We start from the raw sequence: 21,376 nt of genomic DNA, 5'->3' as shown, positions 1-21,376 counted from the left end.
AACATATGTAACTATATGATTATCATTTGTATACATGGATAATACTATAAGTTTTGTGCATTGTCAATATAAATTGTAAATATTTTTCTAATTTCAGGGCATTTTGTCGATTTTCATAATTTTCATGCTGAAAATTCAGTAAATATTTTATAAGTTCTTGAGCGTGTTTTAAAATTGCTTTCTGGCAGCTGTGCGTCACACTTTGTGGGAGAGTTAGCAAAAACAGAGACATTCTGCGTGGTTGCAAGATTAATGATATTTTCCCAAACAGGAAGACTACTATCTTCATTGACTTTCCTAATAAATTATGCTATTTTAGTTTTATTGACATATGTTTATCTTTTATTATCATTTGTTCATATCATGTGATGAAATGTATTGGAGGGAAGCTTAGATGAATTATCGAGAATTATACCAGCCGGCGCATACGCTGATTGGGAAAGGCTGCATTTATGAAATACCACGGCACATAGACCTAATATCGGGTAAAAAAGCATTTATCGTCACCGACAGACCCCTTGTGGAAATCGGTACTGTAAAGAAGGTTACGAATGTACTGGATGGTGCCGGCAAAAACTATGCCATTTATGACGGCGTAAAACCAAATCCTACTGTCTCTATTGTAAATGAGGCAAAATCTCTTTTTGACAGAGAACATTGTGACTATATCATCGGAATTGGGGGCGGATCTTCTCTGGATGTTTCCAAGGCTGTCAGTATCCTTGCAAAAAATGGCGGAGATATCACCGATTACAATGGATTGAACAAATCAAAAAACCCCGGAGTACCTCTGATCGCCATCAATACTACTGCCGGCACCGGATCTGAAGTGACAAGGGCTTATGTTGTAACGGATGAAGTTCTGAAAGTAAAGATGCTGATGGTGGATGCTAACTGTCTCTCCTATCTGGCGATTAATGATCCCATGCTGATGTTAGATATGCCGGCCTTTTTGACTGCATCTACCGGCATGGATGCTCTGACACATGCGATTGAAGCTTTTGTTGCCAAATCTCATTTTCCCTTTACTGACGGCATCGCTCTGGAGGCTATCCGTTTGATTGGCAGGTCGCTGGCAAAAGCTGTCTTGGAAGGCAGAAATATCGAAGCCCGCACTGACATGTGCTGGGCAGAATATATGGCTGGTCTGGCATTTTCCAACTCAGGTCTTGGGATGGTACATGCTATGGCTCACCAGCTGGGGGGGTATTACAACACTCCTCATGGAGTCGCAAATGCAATTCTGCTGCCCTATGTTATGAAATTCAATGCATCGGCATGCAAAGACCGCTATTCCCAGGTTGCCCAGGCGCTTGGCATTGACACATCCCGCATGACGGCAGACCAGGGGGCCTTGGCTGCTATCAGCTACATACGGGAACTGTCGACGCGGATTGGCATTCCCAAGCTAAATACTACTTCTTTTCGCCCATCCGATGTAGTGACCTTGTCACTGCATGCACTGGAGGATACGGGCATGCCGGAAAATCCCAGGGAGGCTGCGCTGGTGGATGTGCAGAAGGTTTATATGGAAGCTTATTATGACGGCGCTCACTGATTGACCTTGTTATTTCTACATACTAAAAAACCGGCTGGAGCAGCCGGTTTTCCTTTTTTCTTTTTCTTATAATATTTCATTATTTCGCATCCATTATATTATGACATTTTATCATCTCCAATAAACAACATTCCGATAAAACGATAAAACTTGCATTTACACACTATATCTACGAATAACCATAGGTAACATTCTATCGCAGAATGGTTCGAATCCCCCTGTTACGAATATCCTATATGTATTTTTTGATTATTTGAGCAATGCTGTACTATGTCTTACTGCCAGCCGGTAGCTTCAGGCTTATTTCTTTCATTAAACAGGTTACTTTTATCACCCCTTTTACATTATCATTTTAAGGGCAGCACTTATCACCACTTTAATACTGTACACTCAACTTGGATGGGATCCCGTGTACAGTATTTTTTATTATTTTAATAAATACGCCAATATATAGCCTTCTAATTTTCCATATTTTGGCAATTATCTTCTTATTTCTTATCTTTTCCCGTTTTTTCTTGATATTTCTATATTTTTCTGTTATATATATTATATAACCTTCTAATTTTCCAGAATAGGCAAATAAATCCGCATTACTATAAAATAGTTCGAACTCTTTTTCCGAACCACCACGAAAAGAGAAAGTAATGGAGTGAAGTCTAATGAAGCTAACCCTGGAATACGATTTATTAAAAAAAGTTATGCATAATTTTTATACTGTAACCAATATCCGTTCGTCCGTATATGACGGGAATTACGTTAAGATTATGGCTTATCCTGAACAGCATAGTAAATTTTGTGAGTTCATGCACAACAATCCCACTACCAGACAAAATTGTATCAAAAGCAATGTGACCGCATTTAAAGAATGTAAAAAAAACGAAAGTCTGGTCATTTATACTTGCCATGCAGGTTTAACAGAAGTTGTTGCACCTCTGAAAGACAACCATGTCATTATCGGTTATATCGTCTTTGGACAGATCACAACAATTGAAGATACCGCACTTCATATGCAAACACTAAAAACCCTTTGCCAGCAATACGGTTTATACTCTCTTGACTGCACTGAGTTGATTACAGATATCCAATATCATTCCGAAGAAAAGATACAGGCTCTTGCTCAATTACTGGAAGCCTGTACTTACTATGTTATGTATAAAGGCATTATCCGCCTTAACCGGAATGGTTTTTTAACAAAGCTGGATCATTATATCGACCAGCATATTGCAGATAAGATTACGATCCACGATCTTTGCATAGAGTTTATGATGAGCCGTACAAAACTTTATGATGTAATCAACGATTCCCTGAATACCAGCATTGGCCGGTACATCACGGTAAAACGCATTGAACATGCAAAAAAGCTGCTGGTAGAAACAGATTCCACGATCACAGAAATAGCTGAACTGACCGGATTTACGGAATACAACTATTTCTGCTCTGTATTTAAAAAAGAAGTAGGTATAACTGCCAATCAATACCGTTTTGATAATCTAACTCCAACAATTAACACAGACAGGCCGATGCAATAGCTTTTCAAACACTCTCTAAAAAAGCGTCATAGAATAATATCTATCACGCTTTTTTTACCAAATATAAAACAACACCTTGTCATTTCTGTTTAACTATTTTTAAGGTACCAGCATAACCTTTAATGCATCTGGATTTTTCTCCGCCGTTTCAAACGCCTCCTTCCAATCCTCCAACCGATAGGTATGTGTCATCAAGCCTTCTGTATGTATGCTTCCATTCATAATTCCATGTATAACCGGACGATAGCAGTATGGTGCAAGATGCGCTCCATAGATATCGATTTCTTTTCCATCTCCAATATCATTCCAGTCAACTGTTATTTCTTCAGGAAAGACACCAAATTGAACATATCTTCCCTGAAACCGAATTGCTCCCATTCCCTGCTTTACACTTTTTTCACTTCCGGAAGCTTCGATATAGACATCGCATCCATACCCCTCTGTCAGTTTCTTTATTTCTTCCACCACATCCATATCCATCGGATTCATAACAAGGTCCGCACCGTATTGTTTTGCCAGTTCTAATCGTTTTCTCCTTAAATCCAAACCGATAATCATTTTTGGTTCCAGTTTTCTGGCTGCACTGACCATTCCAAGACCGATCGCTCCTAACCCTCCAATGACAACAATATCACTATGTCCGATCTTTGCTCTGTCCACTGCATGCATGGCGCATGCTAACGGCTCAATTAGCGTCGCCTCCCAGGCACTCATTCCTTCCGGAATTATATGATGTATCCCGCTGTGGTGAAATTTCATATATTCAGCAAATCCTCCCGGAGTTTCCTGTTTAAAACCATAGATGTAATGGCGATGACACATAGAATAATTACCCTCTCTGCAAAAACGGCATTCGCCGCAGGGCACGATCTGCTCTGATACCATTCTATCTCCTAATTTAATACCATTTACTTTACTGCCAAATTCCACTACTCTTCCTACAAACTCATGTCCACCGGTAATAGGTGCCTCAATGTATCTGTTTTCCGGCGTTGTCCCCCAGACACGGATACCTCCGTGAAGCGTTTTCACATCACCTGCACAGATGCCGCATGCTTCTACCTTTATTAGAATTTCATCTTCCCGGATATCCGGAATTGGTATTTCCTCAATCCGAAAATCATTTGGTGCATACATTCTGAGTGCTTTCATCTTACCTTCCATTTATATCTCCTCCTGTCTTTTCAAACATGCTCGATTCCGGAAAAATCAACCCAGCTTTTCATATACGACGGATTTTTAGAATCATTCATTGTATCCAACAAGGTATCCAGAGTACATCTATGAGTAAATAATCGCTCCAAATGCATTTCTTTATATTTAAAAAGTGCCTGATAAGCTTTATTAAATGCGCTGGGTGTATTAATACTCATCCCCACATAAGTGGCATGCTTACAGCACAAATCTCTTGCGGGATCAAAGTCTATAGGTGCCGCTTCCGCAATATTACCTGTCTCTACTAAAGTACCAACCTGCTTCATCAACTCAATGCCATCCCGAAATGCCATAGGGCTGCCCACACACTGAAATACCACATCGGCACCTCTGCCATCTGTAAAGGAATCCACAATTTCTTTTCGCTCTTCCAAAGAAAGCTTATGATAATTCATCACACAATCTGCACCGGACACTTCTTTTGCTATGGCAAGTCTTTCGTCTCTTCCCCCTGCAATAATTAAATTCTTTATCCCCAGGGCTTTAGCGCACGCCCCAGTCAATGCACCTATCTGCCCGTCTCCAATCACCAAAACCGTAGAATTAAAATTAAGGCTGTCTTCAAATACCCCCGGTGCACGCTGTGCCAATTCTACCGTCCGCATGGCTACCGCCATTGGGTCAAGCAGTGATGCAATGTGATTAGGCATTTCCGCCGGTACCTGCCATACAAAAGTTCCAGGAAATACATACATATATTCTGAAAATCCACCTTTGATATAAGGTTCTGTTTCCATAGAAGAAGAAATTACCGGTCTTCCCCCCAATCCCAGGCATTCATAAGGTAATCCATACACAAAAGAATTATCACATACTCCGCAGGCCCCCACCCCGTAAGTAAGACAGTTTACGCAATGCCCACAGGTTATCCATGGATAGATATTAATTCTGTCTCCCACATGCAATTTTCCAGTAAAACACTTAATCGCCTGATTTGCATGTACTCCCATTTCAACAATCGTTCCGCATACTTCATGTCCAAGTATCGTAGGGACTGAAGGATCATTACGGTAAACATGTAAATCCGTACCACATACACTTGCTGCCTCTACTTTAATAATCATACCGTCATCACCGCATTCAGGCATTTTTACATCCATTACCCGGATATCATTTGCTTTTACCCAAACTGCCGCTCTACAAGTCTCACCCATATTCAAGTCCTCCTCTATTTTGCCTGATCTCTTTTCTTCTGTATATTGTCAAATGCCACTGCAATAAACAGGACAATTCCCTTTACCACCCATTGCCAATATTCATCCAGATTCAAAAGAACCATACCATTACTTAAAATCCCCATTATTAAGACACCGGCAATTACATTTGTAATTCTGCCTTCTCCGCCTGCAACACTGACTCCCCCTAAAACAGCACCGGTAATAACATCCATCTCAAATCCCGTGCCTACGGCAGGCTGTCCGGAATTAATTCTGGACAGCATAATAATACCAGAGAGAGATGCAAAAAAACCACTGAAAGAATATATCTGCATCTTCCGCTTTGCAACATTTATCCCTGAAAGGCGGGCAACTTCTTCATTTCCGCCTATGGCATAGACATGTCGTCCAAAACAGGTTTTTTCCAGCATCCAATATCCAAAAATAAATACCAGAACCATAATGACAAGTGGTGTTGGAATAATCCATATATATCCCTGGCCAAATATCCGGAAGGAATCATCCAACCCATAAATCGGTATACCACCGGTCAGAATATATGCAATCCCCTTTGCAATTGTCTGCATGGCAAGCGTGGCTATCAAAGCCGGCACCCCGAATCTTGTAACCATAAAACCTACAAACAAACCCAGAGCGGTACCAATCCCCAGCGTAATCAGAATTGCCAGTATCATATGCAGACCTGATTCTACCATCAATTTTGAACAAATAACCCCGGTTAATGCAATCATTGCCCCCACGGAAATATCTATTCCTCCTGTAAGCAGAACCATTGTCATTCCAACTGCACAGATTCCGATCATAGAAACCTGCCTTCCGATATTCAGTATATTTTTGCCTGTCATAAAGGAGTCTGTCGTAAACGTAAATACCAGAATCAAAAGCAGTAATATAATATAAACGCCATATTTACTTAACGAAATCTTTTTCTTCATCCTGTTCCACCTCGCCTGTTTTTCCACCGGAAGCCAATTCCAATATATTTTGCTGGGTTGCCAATTCATCACTTACTTCACCTTTAATTCTTCCTTCATACATAGCAAGAATTCTGTCACTCATACCAATCAGTTCCGGCATCTCAGAAGAAATCATTATAATGGATTTCCCACTTTCCGCCAGTTGGTTCATCAGCACATATATCTCCTGCTTTGCACCAACGTCAATCCCTCTGGTAGGTTCATCCAGTATGATGATATCCGTATCCATAGTAAGCCACTTTGCCAGTGCAACTTTTTGTTGGTTTCCACCGCTTAGATTTTTAACCTTTTGTTCCATTGTGGGTGTTTTTATCGACAAGGCAGCTATATATTGTTTCGATATTCCTTCATCTCTTTTTTTGTCTATCGTCATTAATCTGCAGATATCCTTCAACTTAATCAGTGAAATATTTTCTCTCACAGACATGGTCAGAGAAACCCCCTGTCCTTTTCTGTCTTCCGGAATTAAACCGATACCATTTTTTATCGCATCCTCAGGTTTCTTTATTTCCGTTTTTCTTCCATGAATATAGATTTCTCCTGTTATCTTTTTATCTGCTCCAAATATTGCACGCATAACTTCTGTCCGCCCAGCCCCAACAAGCCCGGCAAACCCCAGTATCTCCCCTTTTCTCAGCACAAATGAAATATCTTTTAATTTTTTTGATGCAGACAGATTTTCGACTCTTAATACTTCTTCCCCTAATTCAACAGATCGTTTTGGAAAATCCTCTCCAAGTTCTCTGCCAACCATCAGCCCTACCAATTCCTTTCGATTTGTCTCTGAAGTTTCTACTGTTTTTACATATTCACCATCTCTCATTATCGTAATTCGGTCTGCTACTTCAAATAATTCTTCCAGGCGATGAGAGATATAGATGATGGTAACTCCCTGTTTCTTTAAATCTGCTATTAAATCAAATAAAATAGATACCTCCCTGTTAGTTAACGGAGCAGTAGGTTCATCCATACATAATATCTTTGCCTTTTCCAAAACGGCCTTCGCTATCTCTACCAATTGTTTATACGCATTTGACAAATCACAGATTCTTGCACTGGGATCTATATCTATTTTCAGCCGATCAAAAACTTCTTTTGTTCTTTTTACCATCTCTTTTTTATCGGTGTTTGGTCCTTTTTTGATTTCTTTTCCCAAAAAAAGATTTTCATATACTTTTAAATAAGGAACCAGATTAAACTCCTGATAGATAATTCCAACTCCGTGTTCTTTCGCAGTGTGCGGTGTCAAATGATAAATCTGTTTTCCATTAATAAAATATTCACCGGAATCCATCTGCTGCGCACCTGCAATAATTTTACACAATGTAGATTTACCAGCTCCATTTTCTCCTAATAAAGCATGTACTTCCCCTTCGTATAAATCTATGGATACATTTGACAATGCTTTTACACCGGGATAGGATTTACATATATTAACCATTTTTAAGCTGACTTTTTTTGACATATCTTTACCACCTGTTCTGTTTTACCAGCGCGTGTTTGAAAAATCCTTTCTGGCTGCTTGATTTTTCAAACACACTCTGATTCATAACTGAGTAATCTGTTGCAGGATACAGCGCACAATTGCACCCTGCATCAAATATCCGCTTAGTATTTTATTGCAAATATAGTTAATTATTTTGCACCATACGCCTCAAAAGTCTATTTAACCTCTTTAAACGCATCCAGATATTCCTGTGCATTGTCTTTATTGATCGCTTTTACTTCCACCATTGTTTCTTTTGGTACCTCTTCCCCATTGCACAGCTTCTTTGCATAATCGATCATCATAACACCGGTAGGAACAGGTCCGATATCCACCGAAGCTCTGTAGATTGTGCCTGCTGCAATTTTTTCTACTCCTGCCTCTGTCCCATCCACACCGCCTATAAAGAATTGATCTCCTATGTTTGCAGCTGAACATGCCTCATATGCACCCAAAGCCCCGCTGTCATTGATACCCACAATTGCTTTTACATCCGGATAAGCCTGCAGGATTGTTTCTGCTGCTTCCATTCCCATGTCCGGCAGCCAAGCCGCTACTGTCGTAACCAGCTTTGCATTTGGTGCATACTCTGCTATACCTGCCTGTATTCCTTTTTCTCTGTTTATGATCTGCGGCAATGTAGGCTGATTAAGAATAGCATACTGTACTTCTTCATCACCAAATGTCTCCTTCATCCATTTTCCGCATTCAGATCCGATTGTAGTACCCATATCTGTTTCATCAATGGATATAAAAGCGCTTGCCGCATCTACCTTCGTAGTATGAGTGATAACAGGTATACCAGACTTTTCTGCTTCTTCTATTGTTGTTTTCAATGATTCACCGTCTACCGGAACAACTATAATTGCCTTACATCCCTGGGAGATAAAGTTCTCTAATGCTGTTACCTGCTTTTGGGAATCAGATTGTCCATCCGTAACAACCAATTCCACATTATTTTCTTCTGCGGCGCTTTTTGCAGAGCTTGCCATCTGGGCAAAGAATGGATTCGAAAGATCCATAGGACAAAATCCCACTTTCAGCTTTTCACCAGTATCGGAAGCAGTTTTTGCTGTCTCTGTTTCTGTCGCTTCCTCAGCTGCTTTGGCTACTGTTTCTTTTATTTCATCTGATGCTTTTTCCGTTTCTTTTGCTGCATCCGTATCCGCCGCTTCGCTGGTCTTTGCGGCCTCCGTCGCCTTTGCTTCATCCCCCATAGAACATCCGCTGAGTAATGTTAAAACCACTACCATCCCTAAAACCATACTAATCATTTTCTTCTTCATTCGTAATCCTCCAATCATCCTTTGTTTAGGGCTTGCTTGGAAATTGCTTTCTGACAACTGTGCGATCCAGTTTGTGGGAGATTTGTTCCGAATGAAGGGCGACAAGCGAACTATGTAACCTGAATTCGGGGCAAATATACCGCAAAGTGTAGCGTGCAGATGGCGGAGAATTTCCAAACCGCCCTTGACTTTCTTCTACCAATAATTTGCTGTTAATTCTCTTTCTGCCTTCTCCTTTCCACGAAGATTGATATTTCCTTTATGTACCGCCATATTATCATTTATAAGTGTATTTTTCAATACTTCTTTGTGCATTATGTATATTTTTAAACAAATATGTCTTATTTTATATGCACATTATCCATTTTTATATATAATAGTACATATTTTTAAACTTCAGTTTATAAAAGCAAAAAACTGCCATATACCAACATACGTCCGTATACAGCAGTTTCCATTTACTTTCTCCTACAACTCTACCAGTCTCCACAAAGCCTTCTTATAAATTTCCTTTGCCTTCTCAAGATCTTCAAGCAGAATATACTCATCCTTCTGATGCTCCGTACACTCCCTGCCCGGGAACAGCGGTCCGAAGGCTACGATTCCTTCCATCGCTCTGGCATAGGTGCCGCCACCCATTGTCATTGCAGGCGTATCATCTCCTGTTTCCTCATGGTAAACCTCCATGAGTGCACGGATTACCGGTGTATTCTTATCCAGATAAACCGGAGCCATGCTTTCACAAACCGAAACCTTTACCCCATATGGTTCTGCCTGCTGCTTAATCCTTAAGATAACTTCCTCTTCCTTACAGGTAACAGGATAGCGGATATCAACGGACAATTCCACGCTGCTTTCCTGGATCCGGATCATGCCTGCATTAAAAGAGATTTTACCGCTTGCTTCATCAGAAAGTTCGCAGTTGATCTGTTCTCCATGAAGCGCATATCCGATTTTATCCATATAGAATTCGGCAAACGGACACTTAAAATGCCTTTCTTCCATTTCCTTAATTAATAAATCCATCAGATTGGATATAGCATTTTCGCCTCCTTCCGGCGTGCTGCCATGTGCCGCTTTTCCATTTGCCTGAAATTGCAGCTTTTCACCCTCTGCTCCAAGCACCGTACAGGATGCCTGATCCGCTACTACATTTGGTGCATTTCCGCCTGACACCAAAAGGAACCCGGATTTCTGCTGATCCATGGAAAGGGTAATCTGTAGAATACCCTTTTCTCCATAAATAACCGGAAAGTCAGCATCCGGTGTAAATCCATAAGAAGGAAGCTCTTCATGCTGTTTATAATATTCCATATCCGTCCAGTCACCGGTTTCTTCTGACTGTCCAAAGATGATACGGATTCTTTTTTTCAGAGGTATGCCCATATCCAATAATTCCTTCATAGCAAAAATACTTGCGATTGCCGGACCTTTATCATCCACCGCTCCCCTGCCATAAAGTCTGCCGTCATGGATTTCCCCTGCGAATGGCGGATAAGTCCAGCCATTTCCAGCCGGAACCACATCCAGATGACACAAGATGCCGATCATCTCATCGCCGCTGCCGATTTCTGCATATCCTGCCTGATTCTCACAGTTTTTTGTACGAAAACCAAAGTCCCTGCACAGATTCAGCACATACTCCAGTGCCTTCGCCGTTTCGGCTCCATAAGGAGCGTGATCATCACCTTTTTCCGATACACTGGGAATCGCAATCAACTCCTGTAATTTTTCAATCATATGCTTTCCTCTTTTCTATTTCTCGGTAAATGGTACGTAATCCACATCAAATCCAAAGCTTCGTGGACCAAATACTTCCAAACCTCTTTTGGTTGTCCAGATTTCAGGTGCCGGCAGAACGAAGATCGTCAGTTCCTGACCAACCTGATAATTGGGATTGGTAATGGGGTTTCCTTTCTTATCTACAACGCAGATCAGATCCGGCACCGTGATATCCATTTTCCCATTGTGGTAAGAGAGAATATGTTCATTTTTAAACCATACTTTATATGTTTCTCCTGCATATTCATCCGTTCCATCCAGGGAAACTTCGCCCACGTTAAATCCGCCGGTCTGCTCCCAGGGGAATTCCGTTACCTTACCTCTGAACAAAATTTTTCCGCCTGCTGCAGCTGTAATTTTCTCCGCTGCATCTTCCTGATTATCACGTGCTTCTCTCAGCGCTTGTCCAATTTTCAAAGCATATGTAATGGCGTTTGGTATGGTTGCACCTTTTAACTTATCACCGGTAATCGGATGGTCTGCTACTCCGATTTTATTTCCGCTGGCTACTGCCACAGCCCTCACGATGTCTTCAGAGCGAAGATCGTCCACCACATCCTTTAACACCATAGTATCTCCAAACTGGGTAGCCAGCGCCATGGGTGCAATGGGAATATCTTTTACATAATAGGTGCTGTGCTGAAGTTCCGGAACAGAACGTCCTGCCGGATCCGCATCCACAATCGGCAAGCCCAGCTGGCATGCAACATGAAGTGCATAAGCTGTATTGGCTCCGCCTAACTCGGTAGAAGATACCGCATAAAACTTCTTGTTATAATAGCTTTCCAGTGTACGGAATGCCAGAAGGGATTCCGGATATCCAAGCTGCGGAAGTCTCTTGTATTTATCTTCTATTTCCTCTCCTAATGCAGACGGCGCACCGCACATATAAGGAGTTGCCACATAAGCATCATCCGGTATTTCATCTAAATCTACCATGCGAAGTTCTTTTCCTTCATCGAAATCCTGCTGCATAACATCCAGTCCTAATTCCAGATCCCCACCTCCGCCGGTTCCCAAAATCGTGCAGCCATATAAAATATCAATTATTTCCAGTTTAGATAATGTTCTCATTGATTGTTCCTCCTATTTTTTCCTCATTTACAGCTTGTGTATTTTTATTTCTGGACTGGGATGGTATGAATCTCTCAATAATCAGAAAGATAACCAGTGCAAATAAAATCCCGGAATATTCGATTCCAATTAACGCTGCTCCCCCCACACCCAGAATTGTAGCTATAATACCCGTCCAGTTATATCCTTCCTGTGGATGCCAGTTTTCCTTTTTTCCCTTGCCTACGAACCAGTAATCCGCAATCATAACTCCGCCTATTGCAGAAAATACATAGGATAACAGGCTCAAAAACTGTTCGATATGCCCCAGAATTCCAAGAACCGATAATAAAATTCCTACAATACCCGCGGCAAAAGTAGCTTCTCTTCTCCGGTTGTCCGGGAGATTAAAGGTCATAATCACATTCAATCCGCCGCAGTATGCATTTAAGGAATTGGTTGTCCAGGTTGCCAATACCAGAATAATGATTCCAAGGAACGGAATTCCTACCGCTACCAGTACCATGCTGATATCATATACTCCGGTGATCTTCGTCATTAAAATCCCAAGTACCAATGTAAAAAGTCCTGCCGGCATAATCCCCCAGAAAGACGACTTAATCGTATCTTTCCTGTTTCTCTGAAATCTGGTAATATCCGCAGCGGTGATTGCCCCCACAGCCGAAAAACTAAAAGAAAGTCCTATTCCCTGCATGATACTCATACTTTCTTCTACTTCGGTTCCAAGTCCTGCAGTTCCATAACTGCGAAGAGCCAATACCGTTCCCAGCACCATAATAAATACCATCAGTGGAACCGACAGAGAATCCAGCTTATTCAGCGCATTCATGCCAAATACAGCAGTAGCCAGCATTATCAGCCCCCAGATCACAGAAGATACGCTGACCGGAATCGTAAATCCAAACCCTTCCCGGATAATATTGGTAAATGCTTCTCCGCAGACACTGGTCTGAAGACCAAACCAGCCCATTAAAGAAATTCCAAACAGCGAGCTTACAATCAGCCTGACACCTTTTCTTCCAAATGTTGACTGGCAGATTGCACAGGTGGGTATTCCAAGATCCGCTCCCTGCATCCCCAGCACAAAGGTCAGTACAAGCGTCAGTAAATATCCCAGAATACCTGCAATAGCCGCATGCCAGAATGACATTGATTGGGCAAGCATAGCCCCTAACAGCAGAGATGGTACACAGATAAACATACCCGCCTGAACAAAGGTTACGGATATCCAGCTCTTCCGGTTTTCAGCTGAGACCGGTTCCAGTGCAAAAGCTTCAATTTGATTACTATTCTTATTCTCCACGATAATCCTCCTATATATTTTTTCATTTGTATTATTATAATATTTTAAGTATAAAAAGTCATTCATACCAAACACAAACAACAGCATCTAATTTTGTTTCCCTGCACAAAAGACTTTACACTCCCTCTTCAAACAGGGTATAATAATATTACATGAATTCTTAAGATATGACAAATGATATCAAAAAACAAACCTGAAAGGAGCATTTTTCATGAGTCTTACGGTTGCTGACTGTCTAAAATTACCGTCTTTACGGGAAAGTTCTGTTGTTTCAGGGCACAAAGGGCTGAATAAAATAGTGAACTCTATATCGGTGTTGGAGCTGGTTGACAGTGATATGTTATCCAACAGACAGCTCTTCACTCCCAATGAACTTTTATTAACGGCATTTACTTCCATCAAAGATGACGTAAACGCCCAATGCCACACGATTGAGATGCTCTATGAATCCGGAGATGTGGGTATCGTCCTTTACTATGTGGGACATTTTCTTCCGGAAATAAACGAAAAGCTCATTGCAAAATCCAATGAACTCTCTCTGCCTCTGATTGCTATGCCCTATAACAGGATGGATCTGGGTTATAATGATGTGATCTCAGATGTTATGGAAGCCGTGTTTTTAAACCACCAAAAGGAATCCCGTTATGTGAACCAGATGCTGGAACGTATATCACAGCTTCCAAAACATCAGCGTACCCTGGGAAATGTCATTCAGATGATGAGTATTCACCTAAAATCCAGCCTCCTGCTCACCGATACTTCCTCACGGTGCATCTGTTTTGTAAAATGGCCCGTAACCAGTCCAATAGATGCAGAAGCGCTTCTCTCCCCTTTTCAGGCTTCGGATCATTCCAGGGATACGGAAGATGCTATCTTATTGCTGTCGCTTCCGGGAGAATCGAAAATGAAGGCTTACTGTATTCCATTTACCGATGTCCCCTACCGTCATTTACGTCTGCTGGCTTTGGATACCATGGGTACGCTGAGCAAAAACAGTCTGTTCCAGGCAGTAGAATTACTTCAGCTATTCTCCAGCATCTGGAAATGCAATATCGATTCCATGCAGTTGGATGCCCTGATTCCTGCCATTCTGGGGGACAGCCCGGATCGTGTGTATAATATAGCCCAGGCTTTTCACCTGGATATCGCATCCATTAACACCATGCTCCTGGTAAACTTAAAAGATGAGACACAGTCACTGGTTCAGAACCAGCACCGGCTGGAACATCTGGCTAAAATCGCAAGAAATGAACTGCGCATTTTAGAGCGCCCGGCAATAGCAGATGTGTACAATAAACTTCTGGTTATATTTCTCTCTTATTCAACTGTCTCTAAAAACGACCTGAATATTCGCCATACTTTAATGGAGTCCATATTTGAAGTCGAACCGGAAGCTTCCTTTACCATCTTTACCAATCTTGAGGACACCTTACATGTGCAGAAAATGTTCTTATTATATACAGAGTATTACAAGTATTCCACACAGATCTACCCGCTTCGAAAACTATTCACCACCTATGAACTGATTTTCGCCCGGGAGTGCCGTAAGCTGCAAATGGAATCCAGAAAAAGAACAGAAGAAAATATTCTTGAATGTCTGAACCCGCTCTTCAAAGAAAGTGATGGCACTGACCTGCTTCAAACCCTGGCTGTCTATTGGCTGGATGCCGACAGCGACACAAAAAAAACCGGCGAACTCATGTTTCTTCATCGAAACACGATTCAATACCGGTTGAATAAGATTAAGAAAATTTTGAATTATGATATTACAAGCATGCCGGAGGCTTATATGGTCTATCGGGCAATTGGGATTTATCGCATGATGGGTTTATCATCATAAGTAAATTCATTTGATTGCCCGGCGTTTTCCACCGAAATGGTCAGCGCAGCATGCTATTCTCCGTGTTTGGGATCATTTCCTGTAAGTGTGACGTACAGCATATATGAAACAATTTCAAACTCGCTTCATGATACCCCGGTCTATTTCATATACTTCATCGCATAACACATTGATATCCTCTTTGTTATGGCTTGCAAGCAGAATCGTTTTGCCACTAGCCTTCAGTTCCAGAAATAACTCTCTCATTTCAAGGACCCCCTGGTTGTCCAGTCCGTTCATGGGTTCATCCAGGATTAAGATTTCCTTGTCCTCCATGATCGCCTGAGCTATGGCCAGCCGTTGCCGCATCCCCATGGAATAATTTCCAACCTTTTTTTTCGATAGGGCATCCAAGCCTACCTTGTTAAGAATATGAACAAGGTGGTCTTTGTTCTTTTTGTTGTTAATCATGTAGAGGTATTCCAAATTTTTATACCCATTTTCATTTTTTAGAAAAGCAGGTTCTTCGATAATAATTCCGCTATTGGTTAAAAGATCAAGGTCCTGTCCCATCTTTTTGCCTTCAACTCGTATCTCCCCTTCATCCAGTTTCAAAAATCCGCATATGCATTTGAATAAAACCGTTTTACCTGATCCGTTCCTTCCAATGATGCCATAGATTTTACCCGATCCGCACTCCAATGAAATATTTTGTAGAACTTTTTGATTTTTGAAGCTTTTTGATGCATCCACAATTTTAATAATGCTTTCTGTTAACATTCATTTCAACTCCTTATTTATTCTTCCTTGTTCCATTTTAACTCAATGTACTTAAATCTGATTAGTATGAGAACCGACATTAGTATAATCAAAATGCAAAGTGCCGGTATGCTGTAATGCAATGGAGGGATAGTCCCATACCCAAATCGAGTCTCCCCAATTCTTGTAATCTGCATCCATGCCAGGGGCAAAAAATAGTATAACCGTTCCTGAATTTTCGGAAGAAAGTTTTCAACTATCACAACCCCAGTTAACAGAACCATAGTTATGCTGATTGCAGCAGTACGATTTATAAAAACACTGAAAAAGAACAAAAAAATTCCCGTAAAAGAAATGGTAAGTCCGCAAACGCCCCATGCCAGCAACATGGCGGGAATTGGCTGTAATTTATTTATTAAATTATAAGAAATGGCAAAAGACAAATTGTATGAGGCTCCCAGGTCCGTAAGGGAAAGCGTATGCAGCAGCTTCCCCCATTCACTGGTAAGAAAAACCCTTGGTGCAAGTATGATGGCCGAGAGCAATAACGCTGCCGCTGCAAGAGTGAATCCACTAAAAATAATGCTTATGATCTGGGAAATACACCAGCGATAACGTCCGCTGCGAATCATTTGGTACATACCTGCATGATTTAAGAACGGTGCATTTGAGTAGAAATAAATAATTCCCAAAATAAATGTAAATAAAAAGTACAGGTGTGACATCAAATGTGGAAAGACCCAGGGCGATATTTTATATCCGGCATCCTTGGATACAGCCTTCAGCGGCGATATATATACGAAGATTAGAAAAGCTAATAGTATAAGAAAAGTAACGCTGCGTTTAGAGCATATCTTATGCCGGGTTTCGCAATATGTTAAGTTTAGAATAGATATAATATTATGCACACCGGATCCTCCCTCTGACTTTTTTGTATATAAGACCAATCAGACAGCCTGAAAATATAACTCCCAAAAGAATTGGCCACAAAAAGGATGCAAGGTCATTTTCCCATATATTATAACTGGCATCAAATATTATGGAAACATTAAAAACAGAGTCATGCCCCCATATGGAGTTTCCTAAATACAATAAAAAATAGTACCCCATAACAGGAATTGACAATACCAGAAGGGAATTTACAATATATAGAGACACATACGCTGCCAGAAGGGATAAGGAAGCAGCAAGGATTCCCTTTTGTACGGTGAATAGGAAAAAATATACCGGATACCTTCCAGGAGTAAGAAAATACCGCAATCCTCCTACTTCCTGTAGTAAAGATATAGAGGTAAAATTAGCATCCTCCCAGGGCATTCTGTACCGCAGATACATGACAAACAGCATTGTTCCAATGGAATAAGTCAACAGGGCAGTTAGAAATATCGTGATAGACCTGGATAAAGTATACAGGAAGACAGATCCCTTCTGAACCATAAGATACGCATAACGATTCTCCATATCCTGACAGAAACTGTTTGCATAGGGATATGCACAAAACAGCATTACGATCATGGAGGGCATACCATACTGTATTAGATCAAAGACAAAGAAAACCGTTGTATCCAGAGTAATATCATCCACTGTACCAAACATCAGGGTAAGGAAGACGCCCGCGATCCCCAGAAGAAATCCCCCGGAACAAATTCCTCTGCTTATGTCCATCCGCAGATATTTGAATAATTTCTCACAGGTCTTTATCATTGGATGATCTCCTCTCCCGTAACCGCATTTACGATGACCTGGTTCAATACCGAATGCTCCTCAACAGAACCTTCCCCAGACTGCAGCTTCAGATTCTCGGTAACGTCGAATACCCATACCGGGGTTAACAGATAATTGTCATTCTTTTCCTGCCGTGCCATCATCATTAACTGGGCCTTGGTAACGATATAATTATCATCAGATATGATATTTGCATACTTGTACTCCACAGTGTCAGCAATTTCCTCAAAGTTCTTTAATTTTAGCTTTGTATCCCCTTTTTGAAATTTAAAGGTCTTGTCCATCAAAAGATAGAACAAACCATCTTTTGAATAGGCAGCCTGTACTTGTGCAAACGCATCAGAGGCTTCTTTATAGATATCGCTGTAGATATAATAAACGGGCAGCTTTTGGCATGTCTGGCGCAGGGCAAAATAATAACAGTCATCGTCAGAAGACCAGTTCTCCTTGTATCGTGAGGGATCCGCCTCGCCTTGTATCCCTAATACTGTCTCTTCATTTTTCATCGTTTGATAGTCCAGCGAATACCCACTATAGCTATAATCATTCCCAATCGTTATGCCCATTTTTGAAAGTATATCCAATATATCTGTAAGCGCTGTGTCCCGTGCAGCGAAAGAAAATTCCTCCGACTGTGAATATTTGTCCCCATTATAATTATATTTGTAGGATAGACTGAGTACCCTTGGCAAATGATCAGCAAAAGATTTGTATAATTGAACTGATTCAGGATATATCAACAATGTTTCCCCATTCTGCCCTGCATAGTAATAGTCTGTCTGACCAGAGTCGTTTGTCGTGATTTCTTCCTGGTAGTTAATTCCTGAAAAAAGTACCTTCAGGGTATTAGATGGGTCAGGCTGCTGCAAAGTAGCTATATAATCATAAATTTCATTAGGGTTAAAATCCTTATTCAGCACAATCATGGTTTCAAACGTTACATTTCCAGATTCCTTTTCATATTTTTCAGGAAAGGTAATTCCGTCATTGTCTGAAGCGGATGTATCCTCATCTATGTCGGTTGCTTCTGAAAATTGCGTAAGCGTTACCGGCACATCGCTTTCTTGGCATCCAATGTATAATAATGAGCTTATTATTAGGATGCCAATTAGTAAATTTGATTTTTTGTTTAACATATGTAATCCATTTCTTTTTGTTTTTCAGTTATTTTTTTCAAAGTATTCTCACGGAATAAGCAGTCAATAATTTAAAAACATAACATAGTAATCTTTTTAAAATTTTAACTGCCATAGTCCGCAAGATACAAGTCTGATTCATAAGTATCAAAAGTGCTCTTAAAAAACCAGGTCAGAATAATTAAAAATTATGGACAATATTTTCCCCATGCATTGACTGTCATAGCTTCTGAAGAGCCACGTCGAGAACTCATATAAAAAAGCTGACGTGGTTTAGCAGTTCCATTTCTATATGAGTTTGAATAACGCCTTTCACCCGCAGAAGATAAGTGTGCAGTACATTTTGTCTCGTAAGAATCAACTCCGCCATACGCTGGAATAGATTTGACATAAATGCTTCCGGTTCTTATGTTAAACCCTGAGGTTGTTACATAATATGTCTGAGCGTTGTCATCTTTTGCCTCACGATAAGAATATGGATCTGGGTTTGAGTTTACACCAACCGTAACATCAAATGCTATCGTACCGGCAAATGCTACTGACCCCATACTCAAAGCTAAAGCCATAATGCTGGGTATTACTAGTAGTTTTTTCAGTTTCATTTTGTTTCTCCTTTCCAGTCTTATCTGATGGTATTGCTTTTCTACCACCATAAAATAAATTGTAATATGTAAAAAAGACGTCTTTATTCATATTTATAACACATTTTACCCGATATTTTTATTATGTGGTAAAAAATGCATATTTTTTTGGTAAAAATAGACTGTAAGTAGATCAATGATTTGCCTATACATCACCAACAACATCCATATGGCTTAGTATCTTTTCTCTTATATCTTTTCGATAAGTTTTACTGATAGCCAAAACCTCACCATCACTCATTTTCACCGATTCAAAACAATATTCTTTTATATAATTTAAATTAATAATATACGATTTGTGGATTCTTATAAATTTTTGCAGAGGAACCTCAGACATAATCAGATCAATTTTCCCATAGAATTCTTTGCTATCATCATCTAAAATGATATATACTTTTTTACCTTCACTTTTAAAATAAAGGATACTACTATATAATATTCTATGATAAGTCCTGCCTTTTTTATATTGAAAGCACATGTTTTGTTTTTCAATTAATTGTACAGCCTTATGCAGATTTTTCCACATGGCTGAATCATAAACAGGCTTAACCAAAAAATTCAACGGCCTTATCTGAAATAATTTCATAGCGTGATTGGTACTTGCAGAAATATAAATGAGATGTGTTGCATCATTTCCCAGCTTCTCTCTCAAATAGAGTCCCACATCTATCCCACTCATTTTCTGTAATTGAATATCTAAACAGATCAGATCATAATAATTAGAACTTTCTAAAGACTTGCACAGAGCTTCACCACTATAAAAAATGTCTATTTCCACATTAATAGCATTTTCCCGGGCATACTTTCGAATGATATGTTCCATAACCGAACATATCTTGTTATCTACATCACAAACTGCAATATATATCATAAAATCATCTCCCATAAATAGTATAGCATAAAAAAAATCGATCCATACTATTTTATCATCAAACTCATAACTTCCCTTCTTCCCTCGTACTTTTCCCCACTCACCCTTAAGAAAAAACCGGACAGCCAATCGCCATCCGGTCTTAATTTTCTTTAAAATATCTCTATCTTATTGTTCTCCACCATACAGAGTAATTAATTTCTGCAGGTAAGCATATCTTTCTTTTGCGTATTCTTCAGATTTAGCGAAGAGTACAGCAGCTTTTTCAGGATTAGAACGTTTCAGTGAATTGTAACGAACTTCTCCGTCTAAGAATGCCTGGTAGTCTCCTGTTGGAGCCTTGCTGTCTAAGCTGAATGCAGCTTTTCCTTCGGAAGCTAAAGTTGGGTTGAAGCGGAAGCAATGCCAGTAACCAGCTTTTACTGCGTTTTCTTCTTCTGTCTGAGCTTTGCTCATACCAATCTTGATTCCGTGGTTGATACATGGAGCATAAGCGATAATTAAGGATGGTCCCGGATAAGCTTCTGCTTCTGCAATAGCTTTTACAGTCTGATTGTAATCAGCACCCATAGCGATCTGTGCTACATATACATAACCATAGCTCATAGCGATACTTGCAAGGTCTTTTTTCTTCGCTTCTTTACCACCGGCAGCGAACTGTGCTACAGCTCCTGTTGGTGTAGATTTGGAAGACTGTCCACCTGTATTTGAGTAAACTTCTGTATCGAATACCATGATGTTGATATCCTGTCCGCTTGCTAATACATGGTCAACTCCACCGAAACCGATGTCGTAAGCCCATCCGTCACCACCGAAGATCCACTGAGATTTTTTAGCTAAGAAGTCTTTGTTATTTACAACTTCTTTGCATGTATCGCAGTCTTTACCTTCTAAAGCAGCTACCATTCTGTCAGTTGCAGAACCATTTGTAGCGCCTGAGTTAAAGGTATCGATCCAATCCTGGCAAGCAGCTTTTACATCAGAGTCTTCTGTGTTTGCAATGATTTCTTCAACTTTTGCTTTTAAGCCGTTTCTCA

At 40.3% G+C, this 21,376-nt stretch carries 20 protein-coding genes and 1 pseudogene; 4 read left to right on the top strand and 17 right to left on the bottom strand.

Annotated elements, in window-relative coordinates; genetic code table 11:
• Nucleotides 1-122: 122 nt before the first annotated feature.
• A complete protein-coding gene (locus ACH2DQ_RS23860) occupies nucleotides 123-254 on the bottom strand; it encodes a DUF6783 domain-containing protein (RefSeq protein ID WP_395028555.1) in 132 nt (43 codons plus the stop codon).
• A 140-nt stretch (nucleotides 255-394) separates the two neighbouring features.
• On the opposite strand from ACH2DQ_RS23860, the gene ACH2DQ_RS23855 reads away from it, so the two are divergent.
• A complete protein-coding gene (locus ACH2DQ_RS23855) occupies nucleotides 395-1,558 on the top strand; it encodes an iron-containing alcohol dehydrogenase (protein WP_394912419.1) in 1,164 nt (387 codons plus the stop codon).
• A gap of 659 nt (nucleotides 1,559-2,217) precedes the next feature.
• The gene (locus ACH2DQ_RS23850) at nucleotides 2,218-3,087 is read left to right on the top strand and encodes a PocR ligand-binding domain-containing protein (protein WP_394912420.1); all 870 of its coding nucleotides are present in this window, start codon (nucleotides 2,218-2,220) and stop codon (nucleotides 3,085-3,087) included.
• Between the two features lie 99 nt (nucleotides 3,088-3,186).
• Here ACH2DQ_RS23850 and ACH2DQ_RS23845 read toward each other — a convergent pair whose 3' ends face one another.
• From ACH2DQ_RS23845 to ACH2DQ_RS23820, 6 genes and pseudogenes are all read right to left on the bottom strand, one after another.
• Nucleotides 3,187-4,251 (bottom strand): alcohol dehydrogenase catalytic domain-containing protein, encoded by a 1,065-nt coding sequence (locus tag ACH2DQ_RS23845; RefSeq protein WP_394912421.1) that lies wholly within the window; start codon nucleotides 4,249-4,251, stop codon nucleotides 3,187-3,189.
• 20 nt (nucleotides 4,252-4,271) lie between these two features.
• Nucleotides 4,272-5,456: a zinc-binding dehydrogenase gene (locus ACH2DQ_RS23840; RefSeq protein WP_394912422.1), complete on the bottom strand. Its 1,185-nt coding sequence runs from the start codon at nucleotides 5,454-5,456 to the stop codon at nucleotides 4,272-4,274.
• Nucleotides 5,457-5,470: 14 nt separating this feature from the next.
• Complete coding sequence (locus ACH2DQ_RS23835; protein ID WP_394912423.1) at nucleotides 5,471-6,415, bottom strand: ABC transporter permease; 945 nt, start codon at nucleotides 6,413-6,415, stop codon at nucleotides 5,471-5,473.
• A complete protein-coding gene (locus ACH2DQ_RS23830; RefSeq protein ID WP_394912424.1) occupies nucleotides 6,390-7,922 on the bottom strand; it encodes a sugar ABC transporter ATP-binding protein in 1,533 nt (510 codons plus the stop codon). The genes ACH2DQ_RS23835 and ACH2DQ_RS23830 overlap by 26 nt, the downstream gene beginning before the upstream one ends.
• 197 nt (nucleotides 7,923-8,119) lie before the next feature.
• A complete protein-coding gene (locus ACH2DQ_RS23825) occupies nucleotides 8,120-9,229 on the bottom strand; it encodes a sugar ABC transporter substrate-binding protein (protein ID WP_394912540.1) in 1,110 nt (369 codons plus the stop codon).
• 42 nt (nucleotides 9,230-9,271) lie between these two features.
• Nucleotides 9,272-9,388: pseudogene (locus ACH2DQ_RS23820) on the bottom strand (DUF6783 domain-containing protein); the annotation flags it as partial.
• Between ACH2DQ_RS23820 and ACH2DQ_RS23815 the strand changes: the two are divergent.
• Nucleotides 9,353-9,445: a DUF6783 domain-containing protein gene (locus ACH2DQ_RS23815; RefSeq protein ID WP_394912541.1), complete on the top strand. Its 93-nt coding sequence runs from the start codon at nucleotides 9,353-9,355 to the stop codon at nucleotides 9,443-9,445. The pseudogene ACH2DQ_RS23820 and the gene ACH2DQ_RS23815 overlap by 36 nt on opposite strands.
• 252 nt (nucleotides 9,446-9,697) lie before the next feature.
• Here ACH2DQ_RS23815 and ACH2DQ_RS23810 read toward each other — a convergent pair whose 3' ends face one another.
• The 3 genes from ACH2DQ_RS23810 to ACH2DQ_RS23800 are packed head-to-tail and all read right to left on the bottom strand — an operon-like array spanning nucleotide 9,698 to nucleotide 13,388.
• A complete protein-coding gene (locus tag ACH2DQ_RS23810; RefSeq protein ID WP_394912425.1) occupies nucleotides 9,698-10,969 on the bottom strand; it encodes a Sapep family Mn(2+)-dependent dipeptidase in 1,272 nt (423 codons plus the stop codon).
• 15 nt (nucleotides 10,970-10,984) lie between these two features.
• Nucleotides 10,985-12,085, bottom strand: a complete 1,101-nt coding sequence (locus ACH2DQ_RS23805; protein WP_394912426.1) for a DUF917 domain-containing protein — start codon at nucleotides 12,083-12,085, stop codon at nucleotides 10,985-10,987.
• Entirely contained in the window at nucleotides 12,069-13,388 is a 1,320-nt protein-coding gene (locus tag ACH2DQ_RS23800) for a cytosine permease (protein ID WP_394912427.1), read from the bottom strand. The genes ACH2DQ_RS23805 and ACH2DQ_RS23800 overlap by 17 nt, the downstream gene beginning before the upstream one ends.
• 211 nt (nucleotides 13,389-13,599) lie before the next feature.
• Between ACH2DQ_RS23800 and ACH2DQ_RS23795 the strand changes: the two genes are divergently transcribed.
• The gene (locus ACH2DQ_RS23795) at nucleotides 13,600-15,228 is read left to right on the top strand and encodes a PucR family transcriptional regulator (protein WP_394912428.1); all 1,629 of its coding nucleotides are present in this window, start codon (nucleotides 13,600-13,602) and stop codon (nucleotides 15,226-15,228) included.
• A gap of 114 nt (nucleotides 15,229-15,342) precedes the next feature.
• Here ACH2DQ_RS23795 and ACH2DQ_RS23790 read toward each other — a convergent pair whose 3' ends face one another.
• The 7 genes from ACH2DQ_RS23790 to ACH2DQ_RS23760 all read right to left on the bottom strand — a co-directional run.
• On the bottom strand, nucleotides 15,343-15,987 hold the full coding sequence (locus tag ACH2DQ_RS23790; RefSeq protein ID WP_394912429.1) for an ABC transporter ATP-binding protein: 645 nt from the start codon (nucleotides 15,985-15,987) through the stop codon (nucleotides 15,343-15,345).
• 17 nt (nucleotides 15,988-16,004) lie between these two features.
• Nucleotides 16,005-16,598 carry a hypothetical protein gene (locus ACH2DQ_RS23785; protein WP_394912430.1) on the bottom strand — a complete coding sequence of 198 codons (594 nt, stop codon included), beginning with the start codon at nucleotides 16,596-16,598 and terminating at the stop codon, nucleotides 16,005-16,007.
• A gap of 268 nt (nucleotides 16,599-16,866) precedes the next feature.
• Nucleotides 16,867-17,670 (bottom strand): hypothetical protein, encoded by an 804-nt coding sequence (locus ACH2DQ_RS23780; protein WP_394912431.1) that lies wholly within the window; start codon nucleotides 17,668-17,670, stop codon nucleotides 16,867-16,869.
• Nucleotides 17,667-18,746 carry a hypothetical protein gene (locus ACH2DQ_RS23775; protein WP_394912432.1) on the bottom strand — a complete coding sequence of 360 codons (1,080 nt, stop codon included), beginning with the start codon at nucleotides 18,744-18,746 and terminating at the stop codon, nucleotides 17,667-17,669. The genes ACH2DQ_RS23780 and ACH2DQ_RS23775 overlap by 4 nt, the downstream gene beginning before the upstream one ends.
• 269 nt (nucleotides 18,747-19,015) lie before the next feature.
• Nucleotides 19,016-19,429 (bottom strand): hypothetical protein, encoded by a 414-nt coding sequence (locus tag ACH2DQ_RS23770; RefSeq protein WP_394912433.1) that lies wholly within the window; start codon nucleotides 19,427-19,429, stop codon nucleotides 19,016-19,018.
• A 184-nt stretch (nucleotides 19,430-19,613) separates the two neighbouring features.
• Nucleotides 19,614-20,339, bottom strand: a complete 726-nt coding sequence (locus tag ACH2DQ_RS23765; protein WP_394912434.1) for a LytR/AlgR family response regulator transcription factor — start codon at nucleotides 20,337-20,339, stop codon at nucleotides 19,614-19,616.
• 168 nt (nucleotides 20,340-20,507) lie between these two features.
• Nucleotides 20,508-21,376: thiamine pyrophosphate-dependent enzyme (locus ACH2DQ_RS23760; RefSeq protein WP_395028554.1), on the bottom strand; the 869-nt coding region annotated here is incomplete at its 5' end.

Source organism: Robinsoniella sp. (assembly GCF_034124845.1).
This window is presented reverse-complemented; position numbering and strand designations above follow the sequence as displayed.

What these genes read in the sequence shown, in the direction of transcription:
- ACH2DQ_RS23855 (WP_394912419.1), top strand. Translation starts at nt 395, where the DNA reads ATGAATTATCGAGAATTATACCAGCCGGCGCATACGCTGATTGGGAAA.
- ACH2DQ_RS23850 (WP_394912420.1), top strand. Translation starts at nt 2,218, where the DNA reads ATGAAGCTAACCCTGGAATACGATTTATTAAAAAAAGTTATGCATAAT.
- ACH2DQ_RS23845 (WP_394912421.1), bottom strand. Translation starts at nt 4,251, where the DNA reads ATGGAAGGTAAGATGAAAGCACTCAGAATGTATGCACCAAATGATTTT.
- ACH2DQ_RS23840 (WP_394912422.1), bottom strand. Translation starts at nt 5,456, where the DNA reads ATGGGTGAGACTTGTAGAGCGGCAGTTTGGGTAAAAGCAAATGATATC.
- ACH2DQ_RS23835 (WP_394912423.1), bottom strand. Translation starts at nt 6,415, where the DNA reads ATGAAGAAAAAGATTTCGTTAAGTAAATATGGCGTTTATATTATATTA.
- ACH2DQ_RS23830 (WP_394912424.1), bottom strand. Translation starts at nt 7,922, where the DNA reads ATGTCAAAAAAAGTCAGCTTAAAAATGGTTAATATATGTAAATCCTAT.
- ACH2DQ_RS23825 (WP_394912540.1), bottom strand. Translation starts at nt 9,229, where the DNA reads ATGAAGAAGAAAATGATTAGTATGGTTTTAGGGATGGTAGTGGTTTTA.
- ACH2DQ_RS23810 (WP_394912425.1), bottom strand. Translation starts at nt 10,969, where the DNA reads ATGATTGAAAAATTACAGGAGTTGATTGCGATTCCCAGTGTATCGGAA.
- ACH2DQ_RS23805 (WP_394912426.1), bottom strand. Translation starts at nt 12,085, where the DNA reads ATGAGAACATTATCTAAACTGGAAATAATTGATATTTTATATGGCTGC.
- ACH2DQ_RS23795 (WP_394912428.1), top strand. Translation starts at nt 13,600, where the DNA reads ATGAGTCTTACGGTTGCTGACTGTCTAAAATTACCGTCTTTACGGGAA.
- ACH2DQ_RS23790 (WP_394912429.1), bottom strand. Translation starts at nt 15,987, where the DNA reads ATGTTAACAGAAAGCATTATTAAAATTGTGGATGCATCAAAAAGCTTC.
- ACH2DQ_RS23785 (WP_394912430.1), bottom strand. Translation starts at nt 16,598, where the DNA reads ATGATTCGCAGCGGACGTTATCGCTGGTGTATTTCCCAGATCATAAGC.
- ACH2DQ_RS23780 (WP_394912431.1), bottom strand. Translation starts at nt 17,670, where the DNA reads ATGATAAAGACCTGTGAGAAATTATTCAAATATCTGCGGATGGACATA.
- ACH2DQ_RS23770 (WP_394912433.1), bottom strand. Translation starts at nt 19,429, where the DNA reads ATGAAACTGAAAAAACTACTAGTAATACCCAGCATTATGGCTTTAGCT.
- ACH2DQ_RS23765 (WP_394912434.1), bottom strand. Translation starts at nt 20,339, where the DNA reads ATGATATATATTGCAGTTTGTGATGTAGATAACAAGATATGTTCGGTT.